Annotated in this window: 14 protein-coding genes and 1 pseudogene; 10 read left to right on the top strand and 5 right to left on the bottom strand. The window is 70.7% G+C overall.

Annotated features, from left to right (window positions below; translation table 11 throughout):
* The 4 genes and pseudogenes from AB0J02_RS37655 to AB0J02_RS37640 form a co-directional block, all read left to right on the top strand.
* Positions 1–426: pseudogene (locus tag AB0J02_RS37655) on the top strand (DUF389 domain-containing protein); the annotation flags it as partial.
* A gap of 899 nt (positions 427–1325) precedes the next feature.
* Positions 1326–3905 carry a S8 family serine peptidase gene (locus AB0J02_RS37650; protein WP_363198376.1) on the top strand — a complete coding sequence of 860 codons (2580 nt, stop codon included), beginning with the start codon at positions 1326–1328 and terminating at the stop codon, positions 3903–3905.
* On the top strand, positions 3905–6871 hold the full coding sequence (locus tag AB0J02_RS37645; protein ID WP_363198375.1) for a VCBS repeat-containing protein: 2967 nt from the start codon (positions 3905–3907) through the stop codon (positions 6869–6871). The genes AB0J02_RS37650 and AB0J02_RS37645 overlap by 1 nt, the downstream gene beginning before the upstream one ends.
* A 75-nt stretch (positions 6872–6946) precedes the next feature.
* Positions 6947–10234 (top strand): AAA family ATPase, encoded by a 3288-nt coding sequence (locus AB0J02_RS37640; RefSeq protein WP_363198374.1) that lies wholly within the window; start codon positions 6947–6949, stop codon positions 10232–10234.
* Between the two features lie 596 nt (positions 10235–10830).
* Here the strand turns inward: AB0J02_RS37640 and AB0J02_RS37635 are convergent.
* A complete protein-coding gene (locus tag AB0J02_RS37635) occupies positions 10831–11607 on the bottom strand; it encodes a polysaccharide lyase family 7 protein (protein WP_363198373.1) in 777 nt (258 codons plus the stop codon).
* Positions 11608–11796: 189 nt separating this feature from the next.
* Between AB0J02_RS37635 and AB0J02_RS37630 the strand changes: the two genes are divergently transcribed.
* From AB0J02_RS37630 to AB0J02_RS37620, 3 genes are all read left to right on the top strand, one after another.
* The gene (locus AB0J02_RS37630; RefSeq protein ID WP_363198372.1) at positions 11797–11988 is read left to right on the top strand and encodes a hypothetical protein; all 192 of its coding nucleotides are present in this window, start codon (positions 11797–11799) and stop codon (positions 11986–11988) included.
* A gap of 155 nt (positions 11989–12143) precedes the next feature.
* The gene (locus AB0J02_RS37625) at positions 12144–12659 is read left to right on the top strand and encodes a GNAT family N-acetyltransferase (RefSeq protein WP_363198371.1); all 516 of its coding nucleotides are present in this window, start codon (positions 12144–12146) and stop codon (positions 12657–12659) included.
* A 63-nt stretch (positions 12660–12722) separates the two neighbouring features.
* Positions 12723–13265 (top strand): GNAT family N-acetyltransferase, encoded by a 543-nt coding sequence (locus AB0J02_RS37620; RefSeq protein ID WP_363198370.1) that lies wholly within the window; start codon positions 12723–12725, stop codon positions 13263–13265.
* Positions 13266–13388: 123 nt separating this feature from the next.
* On the opposite strand, the gene AB0J02_RS37615 is transcribed toward AB0J02_RS37620, so the two are convergent.
* The 3 genes from AB0J02_RS37615 to AB0J02_RS37605 form a co-directional block, all read right to left on the bottom strand.
* The gene (locus AB0J02_RS37615) at positions 13389–14534 is read right to left on the bottom strand and encodes a M20 family metallopeptidase (protein ID WP_363198369.1); all 1146 of its coding nucleotides are present in this window, start codon (positions 14532–14534) and stop codon (positions 13389–13391) included.
* Positions 14531–15970, bottom strand: a complete 1440-nt coding sequence (locus tag AB0J02_RS37610; protein ID WP_363198368.1) for an aldehyde dehydrogenase family protein — start codon at positions 15968–15970, stop codon at positions 14531–14533. The genes AB0J02_RS37615 and AB0J02_RS37610 overlap by 4 nt, the downstream gene beginning before the upstream one ends.
* A 115-nt stretch (positions 15971–16085) precedes the next feature.
* Positions 16086–17648, bottom strand: coding sequence for a GMC family oxidoreductase N-terminal domain-containing protein (locus AB0J02_RS37605; RefSeq protein WP_363198367.1), 1563 nt, complete (start codon positions 17646–17648; stop codon positions 16086–16088).
* A 126-nt stretch (positions 17649–17774) separates the two neighbouring features.
* Between AB0J02_RS37605 and AB0J02_RS37600 the strand changes: the two genes are divergently transcribed.
* The 3 genes from AB0J02_RS37600 to AB0J02_RS37590 all read left to right on the top strand — a co-directional run bounded on the left by AB0J02_RS37600 (position 17775) and on the right by AB0J02_RS37590 (position 20434).
* Complete coding sequence (locus AB0J02_RS37600; protein WP_363198366.1) at positions 17775–18272, top strand: hypothetical protein; 498 nt, start codon at positions 17775–17777, stop codon at positions 18270–18272.
* Positions 18273–18791: 519 nt separating this feature from the next.
* Positions 18792–19133, top strand: a complete 342-nt coding sequence (locus AB0J02_RS37595; protein WP_363198365.1) for a GNAT family N-acetyltransferase — start codon at positions 18792–18794, stop codon at positions 19131–19133.
* Between the two features lie 77 nt (positions 19134–19210).
* On the top strand, positions 19211–20434 hold the full coding sequence (locus tag AB0J02_RS37590; protein ID WP_363198364.1) for a styrene monooxygenase/indole monooxygenase family protein: 1224 nt from the start codon (positions 19211–19213) through the stop codon (positions 20432–20434).
* Positions 20435–20466: 32 nt separating this feature from the next.
* On the opposite strand, the gene AB0J02_RS37585 is transcribed toward AB0J02_RS37590, so the two are convergent.
* Positions 20467–21330: a hypothetical protein gene (locus AB0J02_RS37585; protein WP_363198363.1), complete on the bottom strand. Its 864-nt coding sequence runs from the start codon at positions 21328–21330 to the stop codon at positions 20467–20469.
* Positions 21331–21474 lie beyond the last annotated feature (144 nt).

The raw sequence follows: 21474 nt of genomic DNA, 5'->3' as shown, positions 1-21474 counted from the left end.
ACCATCGTCTTCCTGCTCTACGGAATCCGGAGCGCGGCCCAGCAATCCGGCCTCGCCGTGGGGCAGTTGCACGGTCGCACACTGGTGGCGGTCGCCGCTGTGGTGCTGCTCATCGCGGTGCCGCTCACCACCGGCACCATCACCGTCGCCCGGGACCGCGTGCTCGCCGCCGACGCCCGGCCCGTGGCGGAGAAGTGGGCAGCCACCGGAAAGTGGCAGATCGCCTCCGTGGAGGCCCGCAACGGCATCGTCGTGATCGGTGTCCTCGGCCTGCCACCGCAACCGGCGCCCACCGCACTGCGCGCCGCCCTCGACCGGAACCACATGGCTGACGCGGACCTCGAACTCCACCTCGTGGGCGGCCGAACGCACTGGTGCCCGGCGGACACGGACACCTGCACCGTCAAGGAGACGGGGCGCACCTGACGCCGGTGGCTCCCCTAACCGGGCTGGCTTCGGGCCTACGCGGCAGCGGTTCAGCCCTACTCGGCAGTGCGCACTACTACCCTGACCGCCTACGCCACCGACGGCAGGACGGGGCGGCTGCCCGGCATCTTCGCGTCGGCCCTGCGCGGCTGACCCCCCTGCAGGGGGCGATGCGAGCCGTTGCCCCTCCTTGCCCCTCCTTGCCCCTCCTTGTTCATCGGACCCCTCTCGGCTACGGCGCGTCGAACGAGGCTGCGCCGTGGCGAAGGGATCGCCGATCCCGATGATTCAGGGTCGGTTGCCGTTCGCCGTCGTTGCTTTGGGGGCTCTGCGACTCTGTCCGCACCTGCGGCGTGGTACGCGCCCGGGGTGACGCCGTCAAGTGGCTCCCGTTGCTCGATGCGCCGGGCAACGGGTCGACGAGTAACGCGGCAGTAACGGGCTTGCTCCAGGCTCTCGGAGTGCCTCCCTCGGACTGTCGGGGAGCGGAATGGGGAGGGCCGTCATCTGAGGCGGCCTGCTGAGTCCGGGGGAGGCATTTGCCTGGCCTGCCGCTCCTGCCGCTTCTGCCGCCCGAGTACCCAGGTCCGGCGCCGTGCGAAGTCGATAGGTGTCCGACCCGTTCAAGACGCCGACGCCTGATGCCCTCCGCACCGGCTCGCGTGCGCGATCACCCGCGCCGGGCGCTCGGGCCACTGGCCCGCTCACTTCATGGCCAACCGGGCTGTGGCAAGCGCTCCGTGGCCTGATACGTGCCTGATACGTGCCACCCGGGCCATCCTTGCCGGCAGCGTAGGGACGACAGGGGCGGCCCGTCGGGTCGAGGCCAGTAATTCCTCAGTAACGGCGTCTTTCTAGCGTGCGAACTCCACCGCACCGTTTCCGGAGGAGCACCCCCGATGCACCTGCCCCGACCGCCCCGGCGCAGAACCGCCGTTTGGGCGGCGGCCGCGTTCACCGCGACCGCTCTCGCCGCCGGCGTGATGCCGGCCGTCGCCGCCGACGCCCCGTCCGCCACCGTGAAGATCGACCCGTCGCTGAGCAGCGCCGTCGCCAAGGGCGGCGACGCGACCTTCTTCGTCGTCCTCAAGGACAAGCCGAACCTGTCCGGCGCGGAGAAGCAGAAGACACACGCCGCCAAGGCCAGGGCCGCGTACAAGGAACTGCGCGCCAACGCCGACGACAGCCAGGCCTCGCTGAGGTCCTTCCTCGACAAGAAGAAGGTCGGCCACAAGGACTTCTGGATCGCCAACACCCTCCAGGTCACCGGCGACCAGTCCCTCGTCAACGCCCTCGCGAAGCGCTCGGACGTGGCATCGATCGTCAAGAAGCGGACGTTCAAGCTCGACGACATCGAGACCTCGGACAAGAACGTCACCACGACGCGCCCCACGTCGGCCAAGACGGACTCGTCCGCCAGCGGCGACGACACCCCCGAGTGGGGGATCACCGACATCAAGGCCGACCAGGTCTGGGACCAGTACGACGACCGCGGTGAGGGCATCGTCGTCGCCAGCGTCGACTCCGGCGTGCAGTACGACCACCCGGATCTCGTCGCCAACTACCGCGGCAACAACGGCGACGGCACGTTCACGAACGACTACAACTTCTACGACCCGACGGGGACGTGCGCGACCAGCACCACCCCGTGCGACAACGCCGGCCACGGCACCCACACCATGGGCACGATGGTCGCCAAGAACGGCCTGGGTGTCGCGCCGAACGCCAAGTGGATCGCCGCCAAGGGCTGTACGAGCGACGAACTCTGTACGGACGACAACCTCCTCGCGGCCGGCCAGTGGATCCTCGCGCCGACCGACCACAACGGGCAGAACCCGCGCCCGGACCTCGCCCCGAACATCGTCAACAACTCGTGGGGCGGCGGCGACACGGCGTTCTACCAGGACATCGTCGAGGCGTGGAACTCCGCGGGCATCTTCGAGGCGTTCGCCGCGGGCAACGACGGTGACGGCAAGACCTGCTCCACCACGGCCGCGCCCGGCGCACAGGACGCGACCTACGGCGTCGGTGCCTACGACGCGTCCGGCACGATCGCCCCGTTCTCGGGCTTCGGGCCGTCCCCGGTCGACGGCTCGGCGAAGCCGAACATCGCGGCACCGGGCGTCGACGTTCCCTCCACCTGGCCGGGTTCGCAGTACAACACCATCAGCGGTACGTCGATGGCGACACCGCACGTCGCGGGCGCCGTGGCCCTGCTGTGGTCGGCCGCCCCCTCGCTGATCGGCAACATCGACGAGACCCGCAGGCTCCTCGACGAGGGCGCGAGCGACGTCGACGACACCCACTGCGGCGGCACCGCCGGCATGAACAACGTCTGGGGCGAGGGCAAGCTCGACATCCTCGCCTCCGTCGGAAAGGCCCCGCACACCGCGGCCACCGTCACCGGCGAGGCCACCGACAAGTCGACCGGCAAAGCGCTGGCGAACATCACCGTGAAGGCCACCGACACCGCCGGCTCCGTCCGCTCGGTCACCACAGCCACCGACGGCACGTACCGTCTGCCGCTGGCCCCGGGCACCTACTCCTTCGCCTTCAGCGGCTACGGCTACGCGAACGGCACGGCGACCGACGTCACGCTCGCCGCCCAGCAGTCCTACACCCAGGACATCGCGCTGACCCCGGTCGCCTCGCACCAGGTCTCCGGCACCGTCCTCGACGTCACCGGCAAGGCACTGCCCGGCGCGACGGTCGAGATGAACGGCTCGCCGCTGGCCGCCGTCACCACCGACGCCAAGGGCAAGTACACCTTCGCCAAGGTCTCCGAGGGTTCCTACACCCTCACGGTGAAGCCGGCCGCCCCGGTCCTGTGCAACGGCGTCTACGACGACACCGCCACCGTCGGCTCCGCGGACCTGACGAAGAACGTCCAGGTTCCCCACCGCACCGACAACGCGGGCAACACCTGCGCCCCGGCCACGTACTCCTGGATCGCGGGTGCCAAGAAGGTCGCCCTGTCCGGTGACGAGGACTCCGCCCCGGTCGCGCTGCCCTTCTCGGTGAAGCTGTACGGCGTCTCGTACTCCTCGGCCTCGGTCACCACCGACGGTCTGGTCAACTTCCTGTCCTCGCGCGTCGGCGACTACGGCAACACCGCACTGCCGACGACCGGCGTGAACGGTGTGAAGGGCATCGTCGCCCCCCTGTGGGACGACCTGACGCTGGACAAGAAGTCCTCTGTGCAGACGGCCGTCACCGGCACGAAGGGCAGCCGCAAGTTCGCCATCGTGTGGAACAACGCCGCCTACGCGAACGGCACTTCGGGCCGCGCCACCTTCGAGGTCGTCTTCGACGAGGCCACCGGCGCCGCAACCCTGCAGTACCAGTCCGTCGCGGACAAGGGGGCGGGCGCCACCGTCGGCATCGCGAACCAGGCGGGCACCGACGCCCTCCAGTACTCCTACAACCAGTCCGTGCTCGCCGACGGCACGGCCGTCCGCTTCACGCAGGGAGCCAAGTGATGAGAACCCACCACTCGCGGCGGGCCCTGGCGCTCGCCTCCGGTCTGGTCGCGGCGGGCCTGTGCCTGACCGCCGTGCCGCAGGCCCTGGCCGCCGACGGCGACAGCGGTTCGGCGATGAAGCTGACCAGCACCGAGGCGAAGAAGCTCGCCGCCAACGTCTCGCTCGACCCGTGGGTCAAGGCCGAGGACACCACCGGCACGACGAACGACGACGACTCGACGTCGACGGGATCCAGCTCCGGCTCCAGCTCCGGCAACGCTTCGAACAGCGACTCGACATCGGCCGGCGCATCCGCCGACGTCGACCCGACCACCAAGGTCACCACGACCGCGAAGTCCACGCTGGAAGGCGTGCGCGGTATGGGTGCCACGGTGCCGGTCGGCAAGAACGGCGACTACTACTCCGTCAACAGCATGGGCTACGTCCAGCTGCACGCCGCCGACGGCAGCGCGAAGTGGGCCCGCAACAGCAGCTCGTTCTACGCGGACTGGCAGATCAAGCCGCTCCAGGTGTGGAAGACCGAGCCGTACCCGGCGCAGGTCCTCATGGGCTACAACGCGGTCTCGCCGTTCACCCCCAACTCCGACTCCGGCTACTCGACCGGTGACCTGACCGGCGACGGCGTCCCCGACCTGGTGTTCTCGGCGCAGGTCGGCACGCCCCCGTACACGCGGCCGTTCAGCAGCCCGGACTCGCCGCTCACCACCGGCACGTTCGTGACGGTCCTCGACGGCAGGACCGGCAGCACGCTGTGGTCGAAGCTGTACAACCGCGCATCCCTGGTGAAGATCGTCGACGGCACCCTGCTGGTCGCCGACGCGCCCCGGATGAGCGGCGACGCGAAGGTCCCGGCCGACGCGACGCTCACCCTGACCGGCATACGCTTCTCGTCCGGCTCCGACGGCAAGCTGACCCCGGCGCAGACCTGGACGTACGACTCCAAGGAAGCCCGCTCCGCGAACTGGGGCGACATCCAGGACCTCGGCAAGGGCAAGGTCGCCGTCTCCTGGAACCTGGAGAAGGCCGACGGTGTCGACGCGCGCGGTCGCACCCTCGTGCTCGACTCCGCCGACGGCTCCGTCACCTGGCAGACCGACAGCATGCTGTACAACCGCACGATGCGCCTGGACGCCGGCCGCAAGCGGATCGTCGCGGTCGAGCAGGCGGACTCCACGGACACGGTGCACTACGAGGTCGCCTCGTACGACCTGAAGACCGGGCACCGGGCCACGCTGCAGAGCCGGGACAACGTGGTCCCCACCTCGCTGACGGTCGGTGACCTCGGCGGCAAGGCCGGTGACGAGTACGCGGTCGCCGAGTCCTCGTTCGACGAGAACTACTTCGTCAACGCCAGCACCGTCCGGGTCGTGAACGGCGACAGCGCGGACAAGCTCCAGTGGTCGAACTCGGTGAAGCGGGGCGCCGACGACGGCAACAGCGGGCCCAGCGTCTTCGGCATGACGGTGGCCGACGGCAAGCTGATCACCTCCGCCCAGAACAACGACGACTACGACGGTGCCACGAACGTCGGCGGCAGCCGTTACGGGGCGCTGACCGTGTACTCCGGCAAGGGCGCCGTCAAGTGGCAGTCCAAGGGCGTCGCCGCCGCGCCGATGTACCAGGACCTCTACAGCGACGCCGCGGGCACGCACGTGCGCGTCATCGACCAGGCGCAGAACATCCGCACGTTCAAGCTCACGAACGGCAAGGCGGAGAGCGTCACGCCGATGCAGGGCGACATCTCCTACGCCAAGAGCGCCGACCTGAACAAGGACGGCAAGAACGACCTGGTCATGGGCGGCTCGTCGAACGGCGTCTGGGCGTACTCAGGACCGTCCCTCGTGAACGGTGCCAAGCCCGAGAAGCTGTGGCAGGCCACCCTGCCCGGCGCGGTCCACGACATCGAACTCGGTGACGTCAACGGAGACGGCAAGCCCGAGATCGTCGTCGCGGCCGACACCGCGACCGTCGTCCTCAACGGGAAGACCGGCAAGACGCTCGCCACCATCGACGGCGGCGGCCAGTACATCCACACCGCGAAGCTGGCCGACCTCGACGGCGACGGCGAGCAGGACATCCTCGTCCCGAGCGACGCGCTGCACGCCTACTACGGCGACGGCCACGCCCTCTGGACGTACCACGCCCCCGCGGCCGCGGGCGACGTGCGCTTCTCCGACCCGTCGGTGAACGACGGCAAGGTCTACGCCGGGTACGCAAGCCTGAACGCCTTCGACGTCACCGACCCGGTGACGAGCGCTGTCGCGCTCAACGCGAAGACCGGCAAGGCCCGCTGGTCGGCCGCCCCGAAGGCGCCCGACACCGCGGTCGGCGGCATCCGCGCGCTCACTCCGAACGAGGGCGTCTTCGCCTCCAAGGAGATCCCGTACGCCGACGGTCACGCGGTGGTCTACACGTGGGCCGTCAACGCGCCCATCAAGTGGGACACCTCCAGCGCCCTCAGCCCGCAGAACTACTTCGAGATCCGCGACGGCCGCACCGGCGAGGTGCTGCACACCTGGATGTCGGGCGGCATGTGGACGCACAACAGCTTCTTCGCGAAGGACGGAACGCTGTACGAGGGCGGCACCGCGTCGTTCCGGCGCTTCCGGGCGAACGGCGACGACACCATGCAGCTGGTCCTGCCCCAGTCCTACGGCGGCGGCTTCATGACCGGCCCCGGCGGGCGTGAACTCCTGGTCGCCGGCGTCGAGGGCGGCCTGTACCTGTGGGACCCGAGCATCATCGACTCCGAGGACTCCTGGGCCCCGAACGTCGGCTCCATCGGCAGTCTCAACGGCGCCCGTGAGTACTTCGCGGGCGACCTGGACGGGGACGGTGTCGACGAGGTGCTGTCGCTCAACGGCGACGACTACGGCCGCAACCGTGAGGTCGCCGAGTTCGGTGGCGGCTACTACGTGCCCGACTACGGCATCCACCAAGTGACGACGTACAAGCTGTCCTGACCTGAGCCGTTCCCACGGAACCCCCTGGGCCTTGCCCAGGGGGTTCTCAGCATGCTCGGCTAGAGTTGCGCCCTCATGGACGCGCAGCAGACAGACAGCACAATTTCGGCCACTCCTCTGCTCCGTCTGCACCTGTTCGGCGGCTTCGCGGCAACGCGTGACAACGGCCCCGCACCCGCCGAACGCTGGACCCGCCCCAGCGCCCAGACCCTGGTCAAACTGCTTGCGGTCGTGCCCGACCATCAGCTCCACCGTGAGCAGGCCATGGACATCTGCTGGCCCGACGCCGACCAGCAGTCCGCGACCGGCAGTCTGCGGGTCGCCCTGCACGCCGCGCGCCGCGCCCTCGAACCCGAACTCGCGCCGCGGGCCAGTTCCTCGTACCTGATATCCGACGGCGCGTTGCTGCGTCTGGATCCGGCCACGGTACGGATCGACGCCGACGAGGCCGAGGCGGCGGCGCGGGCCGCGCTCGCCTCCGGGGACCGTGGCGAACTCGCCGCCGCCCTGGACCTGTTCACCCGCGATCTGCTGCCCGAGGACCGCTACGCAAGCTGGCTACAGGCCCGGCGCGACCTCCTCGTCGCCCTGCGCGAGGAGGTGCAGCTCGCGCTCGCCGCCGCGCACATGGCGCAGGGGTCCTTCGCCGAAGCTGTCGGCGCGGCCGAGCGGATCCTGGTCGCCGGCCCCGCCGAGGAGGCCGCCCACCGGATCCTCATGGAGTCGTATCTGCGCCAGGGGCTGCGGCGGCTCGCGGTCCGCCAGTACCACGTGTGCCGGGAGGCCCTCGACGCCGAGCTGGGCGTGCGGCCGGGCCCGGAGACCGAGCGGCTGCACCGGCTCGCGCTGACCGACTCCCCGGCGCCCACCCTGACTCCGCCGTCGTTGCCCGCCCCGCTGCGCGCGCCGGTAGAGGGCCCGCTGCGCGGCCGTGACAACGTTCTCCGGCGGCTGCTCACCGCCGATGGGCCGCCCGTCACCCTGCTCACCGGCGAGGCCGGTGTCGGCAAGACCAGCCTGGCCGGGGAGGCGGCGCGACGGGCGGCCGCGGCCGGGACCGCCGTGCTGTGGGGCGGCGGGCACGACGCCGAAGGGCACACCCCTTACGGGGCGTTCGCAGAGGCCCTCGACGGTTGGCTCGCCGAGTGGGACGCGGGGGAGCGGGCCCGAGTGGGCGCCGAGTATCCCGAACTGGCCGCGTTTCTGCCGTCCTTGGGGCGCGCCCGGGTCGAGGGCGAGCGCTCGCCGGAAGAGGAGCGGGACCGGCTGTTCCGGGCCGCGTCCGGGCTGCTCGGCGAGCTCGCGGCGGCCCGGCCCGTCCTCGTCGTCCTCGACGATCTGCACGCCGCCGACGAGGGCTCGTTCCAGCTGTTGAGTCACCTGGCGCGGCGGGTCGCGGGCGGCGGCCCGCCGCTGCGGTTCCTGGTGACGTACCGGGACGAAGAGATGCCGGACGGCGATCCGCGCCGCTCGGCGCTGGCCGCGCTGCGGAGGGCGCGGCTGACCGTACGCGAGGACGTGGTACGGCTCGACCGGGACGCCTGCCTTGCCGTGGCCCGCGATGGTGGCGCCCCGGCCGACCGGCTCGACCGGGTCTGGGAACTTTCCCTCGGCAACCCGCTGTTCGCGCTCGAACTCGCCCGTGGGCCGGTCGATGACGAAGCACCCGACGGTGTACGACAGTTGGTGGGGGTGCGGCTGGGGCGGCTCGGCCGGAACACCCGGCGCGTCGTGGAGGCGTTGGCCGTCGCGGGCGGCGAGACCGCGCTCCCCGAACTCCTCGACATCGCCGCGCACGGACTGCGGCCCCCGCTCGACGCGGCGGCCGCCGCCGACGCCCTGGAGGACGCCATCGGTGCGGCGCTCGTCGAGGAACGGCTGGTCGTCGTGGCCGGGCGGGCCGAGGCGGGCCTCGCCTTCCGCCACCCGCTCGTCCGGCTCACCTGCTACGAGCAGCTGACCGTGGTGCGCCGCCGGCAACTGCACGCCGCGTTCGCGCAGACCGTGCTGCGCCGCCGCCCCGACGCCGTCGACGCCCTCGCCTCGCACTTCGCCCGCGCCGACGACCCGCGTGCCGCCGAGTACCTGCGCCAGGCGGCCGAACGGGCAGCCGCCGTCTACGCCAACGACACCGCGGACCGCTACTACCGCGATCTGGTGGCCCGGCTCGATGTCGATGCCGCGCGGGCCCGGCTCGCGCACGCCCAAGTCCTGCGCCGCATGGGTCAGTTCGGCGCGGCCGCCGACGTCCTGCGGCTCGCGCTCGCCGAGTTCGTGCGGCGCGGAGACCACGACGACACCGTGCTCGCGGCGGCCCGGCTCGCCGAGACCCTCGTCAAGGCGGAGAACCCGGCGGCGGGACTCGACGTGCTCCGCGCCCATCCGCCGACCGAGGGGACCGGGCCCGAGCCCACCGCCTCGCACCACCTCGCCCTGGGCGTCGCTCTCGGTGTGCAGGGGCGGTACATGGACGGTTACGCGGCGACACGGCAGGCCCTGGACGCCGCGCTGCGCGTGCCCGGCGTCGTCGGGCAGGGGCTGCTCGCCCGGTGTCACGCCGGGCAGGCCACCAATCTGGCCCTGGTCGGCCGGTTCCGGGAGGCCCGGGAGGCCGCGGACCGAGCGCTCGCGCCTGCCGAGGCGTACGGGGACTCGGCGCTGCTCGGCTCCGTGCTCTCGGTGCTACGGGAGAACGCGCGGCGGGAGGGGCGACTGCGGGAGGCCGTCGACACCGGGGAGCGGGCGCTCGGCCTCGCCGAGGAGTCGGGCGATCCGACGGCGGCCGCGTTCGAACGGGCCAATCTGGCCGAACTGTGGCTGCTGCTCGAGGAGTTCGAAACAGCCCGGGGATCCGCCGAGGCGGCCGTGGCCGGGGTCGACGCGGACGACGCCTGGTCACTTCCGTACGCGCTGGCCGCGTTGGCACGGGTACTGATGCGGGACGGCCGCGCCGAGGAGGCGGCACCTCTGCTCGCCCGGGCCGAGCGGTCGGCGGGCATGGACCAGCAGGCCCGCTTCGAGGTGCGCACCGCCCGCGCCGAACTGGCGCTGCGCCAGGAGCGGCCCGAGCTGGTCTCCGGTCTGCTGCGCGAGGGCGAAGCGCCGGTGCTCACGGCGTGGGGGCATCTGCTGAGCGGAGAGCGGGAGTTGGCGCGGTCGGTCGCCGCCGGGGAGGTGGAGCGGGCCCGGAGCACCGGGGAGCGGTTGGCGGAAGTGGATGCCGGGGTGGTGCGTGCGGTGGCCCTGAGCGGGGCCGCGGGGACTCGGGCTCTGGAGGCGGTCGAGGCTCTGGCGCGGGGGTTGCCGTACCCGGCCGGGGTGGGGCGGATCAGCGTGGTGCGGGGGTTGTTGGGCTCGGGGTGACTGCGTAACCGCGCGGCCCGGTGCGCCCGCTGCGATGTAGGTCGCCGATCGGTTCCACCTGTGGCAGGGCATCGGCCGAGCCGTGCAAACCTGCGTCGCCGCCCACCGGGCTTGCCTGAACGGAGTCAGGCTTCAAGGAACCGGCCCAGCTATGCGCTCAGCCCCATGTCCAAGACCTTCGCTGCGGTGCTGATGGAGCCGGGCATGAGGCGTCGGTAGATCTTGTAGGTGATGTCGATGCTCTTGCGGCCCATCCATTCGGCGACGTCGGTGATGGGGATGTTGTGGTGGAGGCAGGTGGAGGCAGGTGGAGGCGAAGAAATGCTGACCCAACGCTGACTTGCCTGATGGCGCGTCAGGTGTACTCGCCTTGCGGAAGCCCACGCCTGAGTGCAGGAACGAGCGGGTGCGGCTGTCGCTCCCTGAGCACCCGGTACGCGTCGAGTTCCCGCTCGTTCGTGACGCGGATCCTCACCGCGAAGGAGTCCCGGCTGCAGCGCGGGTGGCTGCTCATCGAGAACGCCGGATGAAGGTCGGCCCTCCACCGTGTGCACCGCTCCGGGACCCGCACCGGTCCCGGAGCGGTGCGGGGACCCTCAGCTGTGGGCGACGTTGAGCCCGTAGAAGGCGACCCGTGCGCCCTTGGTCGTGCTGTCGGACGAGGACTGGTTGTACGACCCGGCCTTGAAGTACTGCTTGTACGGGAAGAACGACGAAGGTATCGCGTAGTGCGTGGTGCTTCCGTTGACGGTGATGTCGAGGGTGTCGCCGCCGGAGACCGCGATGGTGTAGCTCCAGGTTTTGCCGACCGAGACGTGTCCCACCGTGTGTGTCGTCTGGCCGCCCGACGGCGAGTTCTCCGTGCCCACCACGATGTCGCCGCTCGCCCGGTAGTACAGCTCGACCAGGGGCTTGGTGGAGCTTCCGCCGGTGCCGAGGTGGATCTGGCCGACGCACACGTTGGATGTCACGGAGACGACGCGCAGGGTCGCGTTCAGCTGGTGGCTGCCGCTGAGCGACCAGTCGGCGGCGCTGCCGCTGCGGTTCATCTCCCGCAGTTCGGACCGGGCGTAGTTCGAGTTGGGGGTGGTGACGCCCTTCTCGGGCGCCCAGAAGGTCATCGCTCCGTCACGGGTGTCGGTGTAGAAGTACGAGTCCTGGAAGCCGTTGGCGCCCTGGAGCCGCGACGAGGAGATGGTGGTCGGCGACCCTGGCGAGCCGACGGGCTCCTGCAACTGCCAGACCGACAGGTCGAAGTTGCCGCCGGGAGCCTTTCCGGGGTCGGCGGCGCTGGCGCTGGGTCCGCCCAGCACGGCGAGGGCGCCGACTGCTGCGGCGACTGTGGCGGCGGACAGGACTCTGGTTCTGGTCATGTGGGGGGTCCTCCAGGTACTGACGCGACGATGCGGAGTTCATACATATGAACGTTGAGTTCACTTATGAACTCCATGTGCGGCGAACGTAAAGGTCTGAACCAGCGCAGTCAAGAGGGTGAACATGAACCTCTCCCTCGCCGAACTCACCGCACAGGACGGAGAGTTGGACGCGCGTGGGGAGAGCGCATGGTGGCCGGTCGGCCAAGGCCATTGCGCGGCCACGGGCTGGCCCTGGACGGGTCGGTGCTGCCCAGCGGCCCTGCGTGGATCTACCTGACGATTCTGGGGACCGCGGTGGCGCTGACGTTCGCCACCCTTGTCTTCCCTACGTCGGTCGCACTGCGGGCGAAACCCGCGGAGGCGGCCGGTGCTCCCTGACCCGGGTCGTGGGCGGGCAGCGAACCGGTGCGGGGGCGGTGTGCCCGCCTCCTGGGCTCCGCCGCGGTCAACTCGTCGGCTGCGATCGGGACTTCGCCCAGGAACTCGGCGCCGACACCTGACGATGCGCCTCGCGCGGCTGGCAGACTGCACAGATGATCGACAATCTTCCCGCTGGCCTGAGGGCCCGGCACCTTGCCGAAGAAGACCATCTCCGCGTGCTCGGCGTACTCGACGCGTGGTGGGGTGGCTTGAAGGGGGAGGCGGGGGCGACGGAACGGGCGCTGCTCCTGCCCCGGCTGTACTTCCAGCACTTCACCGCCACCAGTTTCCTGGTCGAACGCGGCAGCGGAGAAGTTGCCGCCTTTCTGGTCGGCTTCCTGTCGCAGACGGAGGCCGAAACCGCCTATGTGCACTTCGTCGGCGTCGACCCGGCGCTGCACGGGCAGGGTGTCGGGCGTGCCCTGTACCGGGCCTTCTTCACGCTCGCTCGGTCGCGCGGGCGCCGTTACGTGCACTGCATCACCAGCCCGGAGAACACTGCGTCGCAGGCATTTCACACCCGGCTCGGCTTCACGGCCTCCGCCGTGAAGCCGGACTACGACGGCCCCGGACTCGACCGGGTGGCGTTCACCATCGACCTGTCCGCGGGGCCGGTGGCCACCCCGTAGGGCGTGTATCGAAAGTGCCGGCGAGGATGGCGGAGAGCCGCTCTTCTGAACCAGAATGATTCGATGATCACGCTTGAGACTCCCCGTTTGATCCTGCGCCGCTGGCGCGAGGAAGACGTCGCGCCCATGGCCGCCGTCCATGCCGACCCCGAGGTCATGCGGTGGATCCGTGACGGCAGCGTCCGGGACGAACAGCAGACTCGCGTCGGGATCCAGGCATGGGAGAGCGAGTGGGAGTCACAGGGCTTCGGCCTGTTCGCCGTGGAGATCCGGTCCACTGGCGAACTGGCCGGGTTCACCGGCCTTTCGGTGCCCAACTTCTTGCCGGAGGTGCTGCCGGCGGTTGAGGTCGGCTGGCGCCTTGGACGTTCCCACTGGGGACAGGGCTTGGCCACCGAGGCAGCTGAGGCCGCTGTGCGGTTCGGCTTTGAGGAGCGAGAGCTGGAGCGGATCGTCAGCATCACTCAAGTGGGCAACGACGCCTCGGAACGGATCATGACCAAACTGGGTATGCGTCCGGTCCGTGAGACCGTCGGTCCCACCGGCGGCCGGCGAGTACGGGTGTTCGAGTTGTCGTCGGAGCAGTACGCCACCGCCACTCGTTGATGGCGGCTACGAGGCCGGTAGCCCCGTAGCGGACCGCGAGTTGGTCGTATCCGGTGCCCTGGCCTGGTAGGCGAGGACGGAGTGACGGCAGTCGGCTGACAGCTCGGCCACCGCCATGCAGGTCTACGGTGCGGCGAGGTCGGCGGCGGTCCAGGCCATCGCGAGGGCGCCGTCGAGGACGGCGCGGTCCGCGGCCGGTGTGACGCACGCGGCGGTGAACTCGCGCTGGTGGTTGACCGCGGGCGCGCAGTCGAGGCCGAGCATGGGGTGGATGGTGGGCACGACATGGGAGACGTTGCCCATGTCGGTTGCGGCTCCGACGGCGGCGCCGGCCGGCAGGTCGACGAAGGTGCGGCCGAGGGCTTCGGCGTTCGCCCGGTACAGAGCCAGCATCGTGGGGTCGGGGCGCAGGTCTGCGTAGTCGGGGCCGACGGGGCTCGCGGTCAGTTCGCACCCGGTGGCCAGCGCTCCGGCTTCGAAGCAGCGCGCCACACGGGCTTTGAGGGGTACGAGCGCTTCCAGGGTGTCCGAGCGGACTATCCATCGGCCTCGGCTGGACTCCGGGATGACGTTCGCCGCGCTGCCGGCTTCGGTGACGATGCCTTGGATGCGGTCCGTGCCCGCGGTCTGCTGGCGCAGCAGCCCGATGGCCACTTGGGCGACGGTCATGGCGTCGGCGGCGTTGACTCCGCGTTCGGGGTAGGCGCCCGCGTGCGCGGGCGTGCCGCGGTAGTGGATGTCGAACTGGGAGACCGCGGTGCCGGGCATGGCATCCATCTCGGCAGCCGCGGGGTGCACCATCATCGCGGCGTCCATTCCGTCGAAGGCGCCGCCTTCGAGCATCAGGATCTTGCCGCCGCCGCCTTCCTCGGCAGGTGTTCCGAGCACGGTGACCGTCAGTCCGAGGTCGTCGGCGAGTCCGGCGAGGCCGAGTCCGGCGCCCACCGCGGCGGCGGCGATGATGTTGTGCCCGCAGGCGTGGCCGATCTCCGGCAGCGCGTCGTACTCCGCGCAGATGGCGATGTGCAGCGGCCCGGAGCCCACGGTGGCGCGGACCGCGGTGGGCAGGCCGTAGCAGCCGTGCTCGACGTCGAACCCGGCCGCGCTCAGGCTCTCGGCGACCCAGGCGCTGGCGCGGACCTCTTCGAAGGCCAGTTCCGGATGGGCGTGGATGCGGTGGGACAGGTTCACCAGGTCGCGCTCCGCGGCCCGGATCCGCTTCTGGACAACGGTCTTGGTGGCGGTCGTGGCGACGGTCTCGGCATTCATCGGCGCGGCTCTCCCGACGCGGTCCCGGCGGCGATGTGGACGGAGGCCGGGCGGGTGGCGGCGTCGTAGGCCGCGCGCGCACCGGTGGCGCCCATGCCGCTGTCGCCTGCCGGTTCGTAGAGGCGTTCGGGGCCACCGCCCTGCCACTGGTTGATCCAGACGACGCCCGCGGGGAGCCGGGTGGCTGCGGCCACGTGGTCGGGGTCGCGGGTGTAGACGGTCGCCGCCAGGCCGAAGCGGGAGCGGGCGGCGCGCTCGAGTCCTTCCTCGAAGGAGGAGACGATCACTACGGGGGCGAGCGGTCCGAACGTCTCCTCGGTCATCACCAGCATCGACTCGTCGACGCCGGTCAACACGGTGGCCGGGTAGAAGAAGCCCTTGCCGTCCGGTTCGGATCCTCCCGCGCGGACCGTCGCACCGCGCTCGACGGCATCGGCGACATGCCGGCGGACCGTGTCGCGTTGCCGCTCGTCGACCAGGGGCCCCATCATGACGCCCTCGCCGTGTCCGTCGCCGACGGTGTACGTCCCCGCCGCCTCCGCCAGCGCCTCGATGAACTCCTCGGCGATGTCCTGGTGCACGTACACGCGTTCCATGGACGTGCAGATCTGACCGGTGTTGATGAACGCGCCGAACGCCACCGCGGTCGCTGTCGCGACGGGGTCGACTCCGGCGTCGACGATGACGGGGTCCTTGCCGCCGAGTTCGAGGACGGCGCGGTGCAGCAGCTTGCCCGTTCCCGCACCGACCTTCCGGCCCGCCCCGACGGACCCGGTGAAGTGCACGAGCTGAATGTCCGCGTGCTCGGCCAGCGGCGCTCCGGCACGCGCGTCGCCGAGGACGAGGTTGACCACGCCGGGCGGGAGGTCGAGCAGTTCGAAGAGCCGCACCGTCGACAACGGTGATCGCTCGGAGGGTTTCACGACGACGGTGTTGCCGGCGGCCAGCAGCGGACCGAGCGCGCCGAGCACCATCGCGACGGGGAAGTTCCACGGCGTGATCACCGCGGTGGCGCCCAGCGGATGGCGCAGGATCTTCGTGGCGCTGCCGTCGGGATGGCTGATGGTCTCCTCGAAGTCGTACGACAGTGCCTGGGCGGCGGACGCCTTGAGGCCGGCGACCGCACCGTCGATGAACGTACGGCCGATGCCGACCGGCTTGCCCATCTCCCGGCACTCCAGGCCGGCCAGTTCGTCCGCGTGCTCGGCGACGGCGTCCGCCCACGCCGAGATGTGCGCGACGCGTTCGGCCACGGGCAGCGCCGCCCACGCGGGCTGCGCCTGCACCGCCGCTGCCACGGCCCGGTCCACGTCGGCCCGACAGCCGCCGGGCAGGCGGGCGATGACCTCCTCGGTCGCCGGGTTGACGACGTCGAGCGGCGTGTCCTCGAAGGAGTCTCCCCAGACGCCGCCGGTCAGGTTCTGCAAGGTCTTCATCGGGAATCTCCTTCATGTGGCGGAAGCACGCGCCGGATGCGGAAGCTGCGTGCTGGGGCCCGGCGGCGCGGCAGGGTCATGGCGCGCCGGCCGCGGTCGGGCAGGCGGCGTCGTGTCAGGCGATGCGGTCGGCCATGAGTTCGCCCGCCATGATCGTGGCCAGATTGGTGTTGGCCCGGGGCACGGACGGGAAGACCGAGGCGTCGACCACGTGCAGGCCCTCGACGCCGAGGACGCGGCACTCGCTGTCCACGACGGTGCCGGGGTCGTCGGCCTGGCCCATGCGGCAGGTGCTGGTGCCGTGTTGCGCGTCCATGACCGTTGTCAGCAGGTAGTCGTCCAGGCCGCTGTCACTGTCCAGGACGGAGAACAGCGCCGCGTTCTCCTCCTCCAGCGATCCTTCCGTGATCGCTGCCGTCTCGGGCCGGCGTGCCAGGTCGACGAGCGCCCGCATGCCGTGGCGCATCCGACGGAGGTCCCGCTCGTCGGACAGCATCCGCTGCCGCACCAGCGGCTGGTCGAAGGGGTCGGTGGACGCCAGCGTCAGTACGCCCCGGGAGTGGTTCTGGTTCAGCCAGACTCCGAACGCCCCGGAAGCGGTGGTCGTCGTGGCGGCGGCCATCGCCAGCACGTTCTGGTTGAGCGAGACGAACATGAGGTCGTTGGCGGGGGCGTCGTCGCCGCTGGTCCACTGGACACAGACATTGGTGTGCCGATCGTGCGGCGTCTTGACTGCCGCCGACTCCCGCAGCGGGATCGACACCAGCGCCATCGGGTGGTCCTGCATGCCGTGGCCCACCGGCAGGTCGTGGCGTACGTCGATGCCGAGCGCGCGCAGGTGCGACGCGGGTCCGATGCCCGAGCGCATGAGGAGGGCGGGGGAGTGGATGACGCCGGCGCTGAGCACGACCGTGCCGGCGTGCTCGGTCACCACCTGCCCGTCGACGAGCAGCCGGACCCCCACCGCCCGGTTCCCGGCGAACAGCACCTTCTCCACCAGGGCATCACCCCGGACCGCCAGCGTGCTCAACTCCCGGGCCTGTTCCAGGTATGCGTCGTTGACCGACACCCGGCGGCCGTTCCGCGAGTTGATCGGGTAGGGCGAAACCCCTTGCGCAGAGGGGGCGTTGACATCTTCGGCCCAGCCGTACCCGGCCGCGAGGGCGGAGCGGGACAGGGCGGTGTCGACGCCACCCCACTCGTCCTGCGGCGTCCGGTGGATCGGTGTCGGCCCACCGCGGCCGTGATACGGCTCGTCCCCGAACTGCTCGTCGTCCTCCAGTTTCGCGAAGTACGGCAGGACGTCAGCCGGAGACCAGCCCGTACACCCGATCCCGCTCCAGGCCTCGAAGTCCGCCATGGGCGGCCGGATCGCGATCTGCCCGTTGATGGACGAGCTGCCGCCGACACCCCTGCCGCGCCAGTACGGCGCCTGCGTCTGCGAGTCGGTGCGCGAGGAATTCAGGCCCGTCCACAGCAGTCCCTCGGCCGCGGCGGGGTCCATCAGCGCGACCGCCGGATTGGGCGAGCGCCACGCCTCGTGCATCTGCGCCGAACGGTAGTCGGGGCCGGCCTCCACGAGGAGTACGCGCTTGCCCTTCTCCGCGGAGCGCACCGCGAGCGCGGCCCCCGCGGACCCCGCCCCCACCACAATGACGTCCCAGCTCGTGTTCGTCATGCTTCTTCTCCCGCGTAGGGCGATCCGACGTGGCCTAGGTATCGGGCCGGAGAGCTAGTAATATCGACCCCATAGAGAGTTCAGTCAAGACTGAACGTTCATCTTCTACTGACTTCCGGGGGTTCCGTGTCCCAGGCGGCCGAGCACGGCGCGGCAGACTCGCCCGACACGCTTGTCGAGGAGTTCGGCACCCACGTCGGCAGAGCCATGGGCTGGCCGCGCATGGCCGGCCGCGCCGCGGGACTGCTGATGATGAGCGACAGGCCGCTGACCCTCACCGAGCTTCAGGAAGCCCTGGACGCCAGCAAGGGATCGGCTTCGGAGACGACCCGGCTGCTCATCGCCAACGGCACCGTGGAGCGCTACAAGGAGGCAGGAGCGCGGCACTTCGTCTACCGGTGGCGCGACGACGCCTGGGTCGGCTGCCTGCGTCACATCGTGACCGCGACCACCGAACTGCGCGAACTCGCGGCGCATGCGCGGGAGCGCGGCGCCGACATGTCGGAGGAACAGCGTGGACGGCTGCGCGACATGCACTCCTACTACCGATTCATGGTGGGGCACCTTGAGTCGATGCTGGCGGAATACACCGCGACCTGGACGGCGAGCAGGGACCGGCCGTGACATCCCTGCGCCCTACTGCTAAATCGCCGGTCCGCTCGTCGATCGCGCCACGGGAATGGCCCATTGCGTCGGCCCATTTCCTGGCCACCCGCTTTCGAGCAGGAAAGTATCCGCCTCGCGCGTCATGTTGGAAATCCCGCCGCGAAAAGGTCGGAGCGGACGCCGCCGGGCGACTTGCCGAAACGGCATCCGGGAGTTCGTGCACGGCGCGGCGTTCGTCGAAAGAGGGCGTTGCCCGATTCCGGAATGGTTCCTGGCTGCACGCGAACTGGACGGCGGGAGCAGGTGTCGACTGAGTGTCGACACCTGTTCGGGCGGTGGCGGTTGAAGATGCTGCCGCTTTGCTGACCGACCGAGCACAGGGACGCCTCTGACCTGCGCAAAGCGGCGAAGTACTCTCTGTGTGGTGGGACTTGACCGGCCGCAGCCATCAGGACGTCGTCGAGGCCCGCCACGATCACCCCGCCCGAGAACACGACCCGGCACCGACGGCCACCGAACGGCACTGAAAGGCCCACCATGACCCAGCCCGCCACCCCACCCACCGTAGAACGCCTCGACGCCCGCCATCGTTACGCGATCCAGGTCGACGGCAGCACCGCCGGATTCACCGCGTACCGCGACCGCGACGACCGCCGGGTCTTCTTCCACACCGAGATCGACGACGCCTACGCCGGGCAGGGCCTGGCCTCCGTCCTCGTACGGGAAGCCCTGGACGACGTGCGACGCGCGGGCCTGCGGATCGTGCCGGTCTGCCCGTACGTGGCGAAGTTCCTGAAGAAGCACGAGGAGTACGCCGACATCACGGATGCCGTGACCCCCGAGGTCCTGGAGTGGCTGGACGGGCAACTCAAGCGCTGACGCGCGGACTGGACGCCGCGCCTCGCGGGTAGGGCAGACCGGCAGAAGTACGTGGCCGCCCGTGAGGAGTGTTCCGTATGCCGGACGTCGGGATCGTCGGAGCGGGGGTGGCGGGCCTGCATCTGGGACTCATGCTGCGCGCCCACCACATACCCGTCACCCTCTACACCGACCGCGAACCGAAGGCCGCCGCCTCCGCGCGTCTGCCGGCGACCGTCGCCCACCACGCGCCCACTCTGCGCAGGGAGGAGGGTCTCGGCGTGCAGCGGTGGCCCGCCGACGCGCACGGCTACGGCAGCCACCACCACTACGTGGGCGGACCCGCCCCTCTGCGGTTCCGCGGCGACTTCACCGCGCCGTCCCGGGCCGTCGACCACCGGCTGTACCTGCCGGCCCTGGCCGAGGACTTCCAGGAGCGCGGCGGCCAGCTGAGAGTGGCGCAACTGGCGCCCAGCGAACTGGAGTTGCTCTCCGGGCGCCACGATCTGCTCGTGGTGGCGTCCGGCCGGGGGCCGTTGTCCGGCCTCTTCCCGGCCGTCGCGGGGCCCGCCACCCACCGCACGCCCGCACGCCTGCTCTGCGCGGGCCTCTACGAGGGAGTGACGCCGAGCGACCCGAAGGGCGTGACGCTGTCCCTGGCACCCGGCCGCGGCGAGGTGATCGAGATCCCGATACTCACCGCCGCCGGCGATGTCACCGCGCTGGTCTTCGAGTGCGTTCCGGACGGTGGCGCGGACGCCGTGGCCGGGACGGACCCCCGGGACGACGCGGGCCGCTTCCTGCGCACCGTGCTCGGCGAACTCGCCGTGCACCATCCGACCGTCCACGAACGCGTCGACCCGGCAGCGTTCCGGCTCACCGGCCCGCTCGACGTCGTACAGGGAGCGATCGTGCCGACGGTCCGGCAGGACTACGTCGCGCTGCCGGGCGGCCGCTACGCGCTCGCCGTCGGCGACGCGCACACCGTCGTCGACCCGATCGTCGGGCAGGGCGCCAACATCGCCTCGTACTCGGCGCAGATCGTGGCAGACGCCGTCGTCGAGGACCTGGCGTTCGACGAGATGTTCTGCCGCCGTGTCGCCCGGCGCCGCGCGGACGTGGTCCTGGGAGCGGCCCGGTGGTCGTCGCTCATGCTGCGGCCGCCACCCGAGCACATTCGCGACCTCCTGGGAGCGTTGAGCCTCCACAAGAGTGCGGCCGACACCTTCACCGACAACTTCGGGTACCCGGACCGGCAGTGGCGGATCGTCGCGACGCCCGAGCGGACACGCGCCTTCGTGGCACGGCACACGGCAGCGTGACGGCCTGTGCCCCATGAACGTCCGTGCCCCCGTCAGCGTCCGTGCTCGCCGGGTCGGTGCTCGTCGGGTTCGGGTCTGTCGGTGGCGTCGATCGGGGCGCCCGCGTCGTCGCTCAGGTCGAACACGCTCTCCCGCAAGGCCCGGATCACACCGTCGAGTTCGGCCACACCGCGCATCAGCCTCCGATGTGCGGGCCCGTCGCCGATCATCGCGGCCGTGCCGTGCAGGTTCAGCCCTGCCTCGAAGATCCTGCGCATCACGCTCTCACGGAGATCGTCGGCGATCCGGTCCCGCTCCCGGGTCAGGGAGAGCTCGCGAACCTCCGCCTGCAAGGCCGCGTTGGCCACCTGCGAGCCTCTGATACGGTCCCGCAGTCCATGGGTGGCCACCGCGATCAGCATGCCGAGGGCGCTCCAGAGCACGACGCGTCTGCCGATCACGGAGGCGGGGGCCGCCTGGGCGAGGGAGGACGCGGCCTGGACGGACACCAGCGCGACCACCACGCACACCGACTCCCAGCGGCGATGGAAGAGCACCGACCAGATCAGCGGCACCAGCAACACGAGGCCCACGCCGGTAGCCACACCCGACGCCAGGATCAGCTCCAGGACAGAACCGGTGTAGAGCAGCGGGACCAGAACCGGGGACCATGCGGGCATCCGCCGCCACGGCAGAAGGAAGGCTCCGGCGCACGCGAGCAGAAGTGCGACGCTCGCCAGGTAGGCGGACCAGGACTCCATGCCGACGTCCGGTACCAGGACGCTGAGCGTGGCCACCAGGGCGACCAGCCCGAACGGCACCGCTCTCGACGCCAGGCCGGGCTGCCGGAACTGCCAGCCGACGGTGTCGCCGTCGGTGCCGGTGAGTGCCTGCCAAGGATCGGGCGGTGACTTCACGGCACACCCCCGTCGGGCTGGAACGCTCAAAGGCCTCACCGGCGGCCATGTGTGACCGTACACATCATATCGGCGTACACCCTTGTCACGCAGGGCGGTTGGCTTCGAAAGCGTCGGGCCGGGCCGGGACGCGCCGTCGGCCGG

Source organism: Streptomyces sp. NPDC050264 (assembly GCF_040655895.1).
Classification (GTDB): domain Bacteria; phylum Actinomycetota; class Actinomycetes; order Streptomycetales; family Streptomycetaceae; genus Streptomyces.
The sequence above is the reverse complement of the archived record's forward strand: the minus strand, read 5'-3'. Positions and strand labels throughout refer to the sequence as shown.

Coding starts and splice junctions, on each gene's coding strand:
- AB0J02_RS37650 (WP_363198376.1), top strand. CDS start 1,326: ATGCACCTGCCCCGACCGCCCCGGCGCAGAACCGCCGTTTGGGCGGCG.
- AB0J02_RS37645 (WP_363198375.1), top strand. CDS start 3,905: ATGAGAACCCACCACTCGCGGCGGGCCCTGGCGCTCGCCTCCGGTCTG.
- AB0J02_RS37640 (WP_363198374.1), top strand. CDS start 6,947: ATGGACGCGCAGCAGACAGACAGCACAATTTCGGCCACTCCTCTGCTC.
- AB0J02_RS37635 (WP_363198373.1), bottom strand. CDS start 11,607: ATGACCAGAACCAGAGTCCTGTCCGCCGCCACAGTCGCCGCAGCAGTC.
- AB0J02_RS37630 (WP_363198372.1), top strand. CDS start 11,797: ATGGTGGCCGGTCGGCCAAGGCCATTGCGCGGCCACGGGCTGGCCCTG.
- AB0J02_RS37625 (WP_363198371.1), top strand. CDS start 12,144: ATGATCGACAATCTTCCCGCTGGCCTGAGGGCCCGGCACCTTGCCGAA.
- AB0J02_RS37620 (WP_363198370.1), top strand. CDS start 12,723: ATGATCACGCTTGAGACTCCCCGTTTGATCCTGCGCCGCTGGCGCGAG.
- AB0J02_RS37615 (WP_363198369.1), bottom strand. CDS start 14,534: ATGAATGCCGAGACCGTCGCCACGACCGCCACCAAGACCGTTGTCCAG.
- AB0J02_RS37610 (WP_363198368.1), bottom strand. CDS start 15,970: ATGAAGACCTTGCAGAACCTGACCGGCGGCGTCTGGGGAGACTCCTTC.
- AB0J02_RS37605 (WP_363198367.1), bottom strand. CDS start 17,648: ATGACGAACACGAGCTGGGACGTCATTGTGGTGGGGGCGGGGTCCGCG.
- AB0J02_RS37595 (WP_363198365.1), top strand. CDS start 18,792: ATGACCCAGCCCGCCACCCCACCCACCGTAGAACGCCTCGACGCCCGC.
- AB0J02_RS37590 (WP_363198364.1), top strand. CDS start 19,211: ATGCCGGACGTCGGGATCGTCGGAGCGGGGGTGGCGGGCCTGCATCTG.